This window comes from Paraburkholderia sp. Ac-20336, from assembly GCF_017105025.1.
Lineage (GTDB): Bacteria > Pseudomonadota > Gammaproteobacteria > Burkholderiales > Burkholderiaceae > Paraburkholderia.
Genome location: NZ_JAAGPS010000190.1, coordinates 1 through 9,231, shown reverse-complemented (window position 1 = coordinate 9,231; position 9,231 = coordinate 1). Strand labels below are relative to the sequence as shown.

Sequence of the window (9,231 nt, the reverse complement as noted above, 5' to 3'; positions counted from 1 at the left end):
AACCCCGGCCCGCGTTCGAGCGCGAGCAGCAGCACGATCGGTCCGGCGACGACCGGCAGCCCGGCGAGCCATCCCGCGACCGACGGCCCCCACGCCCGCGCGGCGGCCGTCAGCGCGGCAAGAAACGCCGGCACCAGCACGAGCTTCAGCGCGAGCAGCATGCTCAGCCCTCCAGCAGATGCTCGATACGCCGGTCCGGCACGAGCCACCACGCGGCGACGAGCGCATAAAGCGTGGCCGACGCCCACGGCTCGACGAACGCGAGCCCGATGCCGAGCAGATAGAGAACCACCGAGACCTTGCCCTTGAAGTCCCCGCCGAGCGCTCTCGCGAGCGTCGAGTCGCGGCCGTGCTCGTGGATCAGCGTGCGGGTCAGGAAGAAATAGGCGATCGCGGACATGAACAGCACGACGCCGTACAGCGCGCTCGGCCACGCGGCCAGATGGCTTTCGCCGAGCCAGTGCGTGACGGCCGGCAGCAGCGACAGCCAGAACAGCAGATGCAGGTTGGCCCACAGCACCTTGCCGTTGACCTTCTGCACCGCATGCAGCATGTGATGGTGATTGCTCCAGTAGATGCCGACGTAGATGAAGCTCAGCACGTAGGCGCAGAACACGGGAATGACCGGGCGCAGCGCCGCGAGATCGTGGCCTTCGGGCACCTTCAGTTCGAGCACCATGATCGTGATGATGATGGCGATTACGCCATCGCTGAAGGCTTCGACGCGTCCCTTGCCCATGCTGCGAGTCCCCGGAGATGAATGCGGTTGAGCGCACAGCCCGCCCGCGCCTGACGGACGAGCCGCGCCGTTGCCGATTATCGGCGACGCGGCAAGGCTTTGTCGATGCGCGCGAGATGGGCTGCCGCGCCGGTCGTGGGCAATTCCGTCCGCGGCGCTCGCGGGCGCGCTCACGGCATCGGCTTGAGACCGTCGAGCAGGGTCGGCACGAGTTCGCTGATCGTCGGATGCACGTGCATCGCGAATTGCAGCGTGGGATACGGTGCGCCCGCCGTCATGACGTCGATGAACGTGTGGATCGCCTCGTCGCCTTCGATGCCGTGAATCGCCGCGCCGAGAATCTGCCGGCTGTGCGCGTCGGCGAGCACTTTCATGAAGCCGTCGGTTTCACCGCGCTCGCGCGCGCGGCCCACGCGCGACATCGGCAGCGTCGCGATCAGCGCCTGCCGACCGCTGCGACGCACGTCCTCTTCCGACAGGCCGACGCGCGCGAGCGGCGGATCGACGAACACCGCGTACGCCATGATCCGCGTGTCGGCGCTGCGCGAGCCGCCGTCGAGCAGATTGGCCGCGACGATCTGATAGTCGTCGTAGGAGGTATGCGTGAAAGCGCCGCGCCCATTGACGTCGCCGATCGCCCAGACGCCCGGCACGTTCGTGCGCAGTTGGCCGTCGACGGCGATCATGCCGTGCCGGTCCGTCTCGATGCCGGCGGCGTCGAGGCCGAGGTCGTCGGTATTCGGCTTGCGGCCGGTCGCGAACAGCAGGTGCGAGGCTTCGAGCGCCGGCACGTTCTGCTCGAAGCCGATGCACACCTCGTTCGCGCGATGCGGATGCGGCTCGACCCGCGTCGGCTGCACGCCGAAATGAAACTCGACGCCGTCGCGCTCGAGCACCTTGCGCACCGACTCCGAGCAATCCGCGTCCTCGCGATTGAGCACGCGCTCGCCGCGCACGAGCACGCTCACGCGGCTGCCGAAGCGGCGAAACACCTGGGCGAATTCGAGCGCGATATAGCTGCCGCCGACGATCACGAGATGATCCGGCAATTCGCTCAGTTCGAGCAGCGTGGAGTTCGTGTAGTACGGGATCCGCTGGATGCCGTCGAGCGGCGGCACGACCGCGCGCGTGCCGGTGTTGATGAAGATTTCGTCGGCGCCCAGTTCCGCGAGCAGCTGGCCGTCGAGGCCGGTGACGGTCAGCGTGTTCGCGCCGGTGAAGCGCGCATGACCGTTGAATACGGTCATGTTCTCGGTGCCGCGCAGCCATTTTTCGACGCCGCCGCGCGACTCGCCGATGATCCGGTCCTTGCGCGCCTTGACCGCCGCGAGATCGACGCTGATCGAGCTCACCTGCACGCCAAGTTCGCCCGCGTGGCGCGCGACGTGCGCCGCGCGGGCGCTCGCCACATACGATTTAGTCGGCGTGCAGCCGACGTTCACGCAGGTTCCGCCAAATTCCGCGCGTTCGATGACGGCGGTTCGGCGGCCGCTTCGGGCAAGGCGCACGGCCAACGGCGCACCGCCCTGTCCCGTACCGATCACGACTGCGTCGAAATGCTGTGGCATGGCAAATCTCCCGGGGCTGGGTGCAGGTCCGTAGCATCTTACGCCTTGAACCATGCCGCCCGGCGAGCACTGCCTTGCGGACCACCATCCGCCCACCGCGAGGATTAATCGGGATGACTACATGAACACTGCATGGACTGCTGCATGAACTACCGCGCAGGCTCGAAGCCTATTCGAGCCGCGCCCGTCATGCGTGGCAATGTACCGCGCAAAGCAGCGCGCGCGAACGTTGCAGCGCGGCCTGTGCTCCGCGTGCCGCGAACACCCAGCCCACCTGGCCGAGATTGAAGTCCTGCGACACCATCACCTGCATGAGCGCGACCATCGGCAGCACGACCGATGGCCGGTAAAGCTGGTTTCTGATCAACTCCGACATGACGACCCCCATCGCGCGGCGCCGCTTCGGCACCACGCCTGATTACGTTTCGATGGAAGCATTCTAGGGAGCGCGCCGCCGTCGATAAATACCGGCAACACGAAGTCACTTGTTCGTCAATCAGAACAATCGCGCACGGCAAAGCCGAAGCATCCGCGGCCCATGTGCCGGGCCCGGCGGCAGAAGCGCCCGCGGCACGTCAGGACGTTGAAGGCCGCGTCAGGACACCTCAGTACGCCTTCGCCATGCCGCTCGTCTGCGCATCGCCCAGGCCGCGCGCGTATGCGCTCGCGCCGACCGGCCGGCTATACAGATAGCCCTGCTGCTTGTCGCAATCGATCGCGCGCAGAAACGCCGCCTGCTCGGCGGTCTCGACGCCTTCCGCCGTCACGTTCATGCCGAGCGAGTGCGCCATCGCCACGACGGCCTGCGTGATCGCGATCGAGTCGCGATGGTCGGGCAGCCCCGCGACGAACGAGCGGTCGATCTTCAGGTTATGCAGCGGAAAGCGCTTCAGATAGGACAGCGACGAATAGCCGGTACCGAAATCGTCGACCGAAATGCGCACGCCCATCGTGCTCAGTGCGCTCAGCATCGGCAGCACGGTGTCGCTGTCGCTCATCAGCAGCCGCTCGGTGATCTCGAGTTCGAGCGCGGTGGGCTCGAGCCCCGACTGCGCGAGACAGCGCTCGATGCGCTCGAGCAGGCCGTCGTTGAATTGCCGCGGCGACAGGTTCACCGCGACGATCAGATGCGGCGCGAGCGTGCGCCGCCATTGCGCGACCTGCTCGCAGGCCCGCTGGAGCACCCAGTCGCCGATCTCGCCGATCAGCCCCGCGTCCTCCGCGACCGGAATGAATTCGCCCGGCGACACGTTGCCGAGCTCGCCGTTGTACCAGCGCAAAAGCGCCTCGGCGCCGATCGTGCGGCCGTCCTGGCTATCGACGATCGGCTGGTACACGAGGCTCAGCTCGTCGGCGGCGAGCGCGCGGCGCAGCGACTGCTCGATCGTGAAGCGCCGCTGCAGATGCCGGTTCAGCTCGGCGGTAAAGAACTGGAAGTTGTTGCGGCCGCGCTGCTTCGCGTGATACATCGCCGAGTCGGCGTTGCGCATCAGCGTCGCGACGTCCTGGCCGTCCTCGGGAAAGAGACTGATGCCGATCGATGCGCCGAGGTAGTACTCGTTGCCGGCCACCGCGAACGGCACCGCGATCATGTCGAGAATCCGGTGCGCGAGGGCGATCAGCTCGCTCGTGTCGCCATACGCGCTGACGACGATCACGAATTCGTCGCCGCCGACGCGCGCGAGCGTGTCGCCGCGTCCAACGCAGGCCGACAGCCGCTCGGCAACGCTGCACAGCAGCGCGTCGCCAGCTTCGTGGCCGGCGGTGTCGTTGACCTTCTTGAAGCTGTCGAGATCGACGAACAGCACCGCGACGCCCGCGGGCTCGAACGTGCCGTCGCCGCCGTTGCCGTGGCCCTGCGGTTCGAACAGGTCGCGCATCCGCTCGGTCAGATAGGCGCGGTTGTAGAGGCCCGTGAGCGAGTCGCGCGTGGCGAGAAACTTGAGCTGGCGCTGCGCCTCGCGCACCGGGCCGATGTCGGTGAACGAGATCAGCACCGAATCCGGCTCGCTCTCGCCGGGCCGCATGATCGGCACGACGTTCTCGGTGATCCACACGACCTCGCCGCCGATCAGCTCGACGCCGATCGTCACGCCGAGCAGCGGCTTGCCGGTCGCGAAAACCTGCGTAACCGGCCGCTGCGTTTCGTGGATGAGCGAGCCGTCCTCGTTGAACGAGCGCGTCATCACGGTATCGATGCGGCAGCCGACGATCTGCGGCGTCGCGCGCAGCATGCGCTGCGCGCTCGGATTGCAGGCGAGCACGATGCCCGCGCGCGACTGCACGACGATGCCCTCGCTCAGATGATCGACGACGAGCCGGTGCCGCTCCTCGCTGCGCGCGAGACGCTGCGCCATCGCGTCCTGATGGACCGCGAGGCCGACGCTGCCGCCGATATCGTGCAGCATCGCCTCTTCTTCGGGAGTGGGACGCCGCCTCGTGCGGTAATAGACCGCGAACGCGCCGAGCACGACACCGGCGTCGTTTTCGAACGGCACGGACCAGCACGCGCGCAGACCGTACGGCCGGGCGAGATGGCGGAAGCCTTCCCAGAGCGGGTCGGTTTCGATGTCGTCGACGACGACGAGACGCCGGCCGTACATCGCGGTGCCGCACGAACCGACCCGCGGGCCGATCGCGATGCCGTTGACCGCCGCGCTGTACGCGGGCGGCAGCGACGGTGCGCCGCCGACGCGCATGTGCACGCCGTCGGCGTCGAGCAGCAGGATCGAGCAGGACGCGCCTTCGCCGAGCAGCGCCTCGGCGCGGCGGCATACCTCGTCGAGCAGTTCCGGCAACGGCGTGTTGCACGTGATGAGCCGCAATACGCTGCGCTCCGAGGCGAGCAGTTCCTCGGCTCGCTCGGCCCGGTAGCGGGAGCCCTCTGGAGAGGCTGCCGTCGTGCCACGTGATGTCGCTTCGCAAATCATGGTTGCGCCCCCCAACCCAACATCGGCAAATAAGTGTCCGCCGCGCACCAGGGTTTACGAGAGACCGGTGCGAAATATCTGCAATGCGTCGCCTATGCGCGAGGCCGGGCGGGGAATGCCGGAAGCCTCGCCTATCCGGCGTGCCCGGTGCCTTCGCCGCGGTGCGCGGGCCGGTTCAGTTGTTGCCGCCTCCGCCGCCACCGCCTTGCTGCCCGCCGGGTGGGCGGTTGCCGCCCCCGCCTTGGGGGCCTTGTGGACCGCCGCCACCCGAAGGTCGGCCACCGCCGCCGCCCTGTGGGCCGCCGGGTGGACGGCTGCCTGCGTTACCCGGTGGCGGACCGCCGGGTGGTCGTCCGCCCACGTTGCCTGGTGGCGGGCCGCCTGGTGGTCGTCCGCCTGCATTACCCGGTGGTGAGCCGCCGGGTGGTCGTCCGCCTGCATTGCCCGGTGGCGGGCCGCCCGGTCCAGCATGCCACGGCGGCCGCCGCACTGTCGGCGGCGGATGGTGAGCCCAGCGCGACTGCTGGCTGTACCAGGGCCGGCCGCGGTAATAGTTGCCCCAGTAATCGGCGATCGCAAAGCCCACAATCGGCAGGCCGATCACGGTGCCGTAGTTCACCAACGGCACATTGCCGCCCTGATACGGCACACTGAGCCGCGCTGCAAAGACCCAGCCGCGCAGATTCGGCGCGGCGACATCGCACCAGTGGAAGTTGCCGAGACAGCCCATGACCGTAAGCGGAACGCCGGCCGGCAATTGCGTGACGATCGGATAATCGGCCGCAGGGCCGGCGTGCACGTTGACCCGGCTCGTCGTGTAGGCCTGCGACTGCGCGCTCGCCACGACCGGCAACGCCAGCAGGCCCGCCGCCACCGACAGGCCCAGAACGAATCGTTGTGTCATTCCTGTTCCTTCCCCCAGTCTGGACGGCCGCTTCCCGCCAGCCGCCCTATATGCCCCTACTTATATATAGACGTTGCACCCGTCGTATGACAATGGCGCGGCGCCCGGTCCCGACGGCAACGCTTCGCCCGCACGCCTCGCGAGGCGGCACGCGGCGCATCGATCCGCGAGGCCGCCGCGCAATCGACGCTCGACGGCACCGTGGGCCAACTGTACTGGAAAGCACCCAGGCAAGTCACCCGTCGCCAGGCGTTTTCCGACGACGGCGGCGGCAAATGGCTATCACGGCATGGAAGCGGACCTGAAATGGGCCTGAATCAACCCTGAAGTGGCCCTGCAGCGGCCCCTCGATTTCGCCCGACCTGCTCCCGGATCGTTCCGGAACCGCTCCCGGCCTGTACCCCGAATCGCATCCGAATCGCCTTCCGAATCGCCCTCCCAACCGCACCCGGCCCGCGCCCCACAACATGTTCGATATCTTCGAACGAGTGCATCGAGGAAGTGGTACGGCAAGCGCGTCCGCGACGCGCATTATCACTCCTACCAACCCCTCACACTGTTTCGGAGAAATGAAATGACCCGCTTCCAGAACACCTCGATTCTCGTCACCGGCGGCAGCAGCGGCATCGGCTTCGCGGCCGCGCAAGCGTTCGCCCGCGAAGGCGCTCGCGTCGTCATCACCGGCCGCGACGCCGCCGCGCTCGACACCGCCAAAAACGCGCTCGGCGAACGGGCGATCGCGATCCGCAACGACGCGGGCTCGCTCGCGGCGGCGCGCGAACTGGCCGCCGCAGTCGACGCGCAAGGCGTGCGGCTCGACGCCGTCTTCATCAACGCGGGCAGCGCGAAATTCGCGCCGTTCGCGGACGTCGACGAAGCGCTGTGGGACGCGAGCTTCGACACCAACGTCAAGGGCGCGTACTTCCAGATCCAGGCGCTGCTGCCGCTGCTGAACCGGGGTGCGTCGATCGTCATCAACGGTTCGATCAACGCGCATATCGGCATGCCGGGCTCGTCCGTGTATGCGGCGAGCAAGGCCGCGCTGATTTCGCTCGCGAAGACGCTATCGGCGGAGTTGCTGCCGCGCGGCGTACGTGTGAACGTGGTGAGCCCTGGGCCGGTGCGCACGCCGCTCTACGGCAAGCTCGGCCTCGACGCGGCCGCGCTCGAGGCCACCGCCGCGCAGATCGTCGGCCAGGTGCCGCTCGGCCGCTTCGGCACGCCCGAGGAAATCGCCGCGACCGTGCTGCATCTGGCCGCGCCGGAGTCGGCGTTCATCGTCGGCAGCGAGATCATTGTCGATGGCGGGATGAGTCAGCTTTGAGTGGGCTTTGATCCGGCGCGCGGGGACGCGCCGGGTCGCATCAGGTCATACCAGGTCGTACTGGATCGCACTGCGTCGTACCAGGTCACACTGGGTCGCACCAAACCGTGAAACATATCAATGCAGGCTCGGCGGCCGCGGCGCGTCGTCCTCGGCGGCGGCACCGCCGTCGTCCGCATCCCTGCTGTCGGCATCGCCGCCCTCACCCTCTGCGTCGCCGAACAACTGCGCGCACAAGCCCTCGCCCGACTCGCTCAGACACGCTGTGCCCGTGCCGTCCTCGTTGAACGCGGTATCGACGAGACCGCCACCCGACAGCGCGGTCAGGTGGCGCCGCAAACTGCTCATCGGCACGTCGGCCTGCTTCGACAGCTTCGCGAGCGACCACGCGCGCCCCGGCGTTTCCCGGTGCGCGCGCCATAGCTGCGCGAGTATCGCGGCGAGCTGCGGGTCGATATCGTCATCATCCATGCGTGTCTCCTTCGTGGGTCGTTCGTAAGTCGTTCCTAGGTCGCCCGATTCGCGGGCCGGTCGTTCGCCACGCTCGCGATCCTGCCGCACGCGCTCAGCTCATCCCCGCCACCAGTTCCCCCAGCGTCTTCAACGCCGCCTCGGCCTGCGCGGTCCACGGGTAGCTGTAGTTGAGCCGGATGAAGTGGCGAAAATCGTTGCGCGTCGAAAACATCATCCCCGGCCCCACCGTGATGCCGCGCGCGAGCGCGGCCTGATAGAGCCGCATCGAATCGATCCAGCCCGGCAGTTCGACCCACAGCACGTAGCCGCCCTGCGGCGCCGACACGCGCGTGCCAGCCGGAAAGAAGCGCAGCACGAGCGCCGTCATGATGCGCGCCTGCTGCCGGTACACCTTGCGCACGTGCCGCAGATGCCGGTCGTAGCCGTCGTGACGCAGATAATCGGCGACCGCGACCTGCGGCACCGACGGCGTCGTCAGCGTGTTCAGGAACTTGAGCTTCTCGACCTGCGCGCGATAACGCCCCGGCAGCGCCCAGCCGATCCGGTACGACGCGGTCAGGCTCTTCGAAAACGACGCGCAGTGCAGCACGAGCCCTTTCGTGTCGAAAGTCTTCAGCGTGGAAGGCCGCGTGTCTCCGAAATACAGTTCCTGGTAGACGTCGTTCTCGATCGCGGGAATCTCGTGCGCAGCCAGCAGTTCGACCAGTTGCCGCTTGCGCTCGTCGGACATGCAAAAGCCGAGCGGATTCTGGAAGTTCGGCATCACCATGCAGGCGGCGATCTTCTGCCGCCCGATCGCCTTGGCAAGCGCGTCGAGGTCGATGCCGTCGAGCGGATGCGTGGCGATTTCGAGCGCGCGCATGCCGAGGCGCTCGATCGCATGCAGCATCGCGTAGTAGGTCGGCGATTCGACCGCGACCGTGTCGCCCGGTTTGGCAACCGCCTGCAGGCTCAGGTTGATCGCCTCGGTCGCGCCGAGCGTGATGACGATCTCGCCCGGATCGACCGGCAGGCCGTTTTCCGCGTAGCGCCGCGCGATTTGCCGGATCAGCTCGGGATTGCCCGGCGGCAGATCGTCGATCAGGTTCCAGCTCGCGTGACGGCGCGCGATCGCGTTCGCGTACTGGTTGATGCGCCGCCACGGAAACAGCGACGGGTCCGGATACGGCGAGCCGAACGGCACGGCGTCGTGCGCGCGGATGCTGCGCAGCGTCGACAGCACGAGGCGGCTCACGTCCACCGTTGCGGGCACCGGCGCGGGCGCCGCGGACTTGCGGCCCGCGCGCGCCGCG

The 9,231-nt window shown here is 67.8% G+C and carries 8 protein-coding genes; 1 reads left to right on the top strand and 7 read right to left on the bottom strand.

Translation table 11 applies throughout. From position 1 onward, the window contains the following. Positions 1-163: 163 nt before the first annotated feature. The 5 genes from GXB81_RS29245 to GXB81_RS29225 form a co-directional block, all read right to left on the bottom strand. Positions 164-739: a TMEM175 family protein gene (locus tag GXB81_RS29245; protein ID WP_167043309.1), complete on the bottom strand. Its 576-nt coding sequence runs from the start codon at positions 737-739 to the stop codon at positions 164-166. A gap of 170 nt (positions 740-909) precedes the next feature. Next, a complete protein-coding gene (locus GXB81_RS29240; protein WP_205991035.1) occupies positions 910-2,307 on the bottom strand; it encodes an FAD-containing oxidoreductase in 1,398 nt (465 codons plus the stop codon). Positions 2,308-2,494: 187 nt separating this feature from the next. Next, positions 2,495-2,683, bottom strand: a complete 189-nt coding sequence (locus GXB81_RS29235) for a hypothetical protein (RefSeq protein ID WP_167043313.1) — start codon at positions 2,681-2,683, stop codon at positions 2,495-2,497. 229 nt (positions 2,684-2,912) lie between these two features. Beyond that, a complete protein-coding gene (locus tag GXB81_RS29230) occupies positions 2,913-5,237 on the bottom strand; it encodes an EAL domain-containing protein (RefSeq protein ID WP_167283210.1) in 2,325 nt (774 codons plus the stop codon). 175 nt (positions 5,238-5,412) lie between these two features. After that, positions 5,413-6,141, bottom strand: coding sequence for an SH3 domain-containing protein (locus GXB81_RS29225; protein ID WP_205991034.1), 729 nt, complete (start codon positions 6,139-6,141; stop codon positions 5,413-5,415). A 574-nt stretch (positions 6,142-6,715) separates the two neighbouring features. Here GXB81_RS29225 and GXB81_RS29220 point away from each other — a divergent pair. After that, positions 6,716-7,465, top strand: a complete 750-nt coding sequence (locus GXB81_RS29220; protein ID WP_205991033.1) for an SDR family oxidoreductase — start codon at positions 6,716-6,718, stop codon at positions 7,463-7,465. 117 nt (positions 7,466-7,582) lie between these two features. Here GXB81_RS29220 and GXB81_RS29215 read toward each other — a convergent pair whose 3' ends face one another. Further along, positions 7,583-7,936 (bottom strand): helix-turn-helix domain-containing protein, encoded by a 354-nt coding sequence (locus GXB81_RS29215; RefSeq protein ID WP_167043321.1) that lies wholly within the window; start codon positions 7,934-7,936, stop codon positions 7,583-7,585. A 94-nt stretch (positions 7,937-8,030) separates the two neighbouring features. Then, positions 8,031-9,231, bottom strand: a 1,201-nt coding sequence (locus GXB81_RS29210; RefSeq protein ID WP_205991032.1) for a PLP-dependent aminotransferase family protein, incomplete at its 5' end; no start/stop codon positions are given.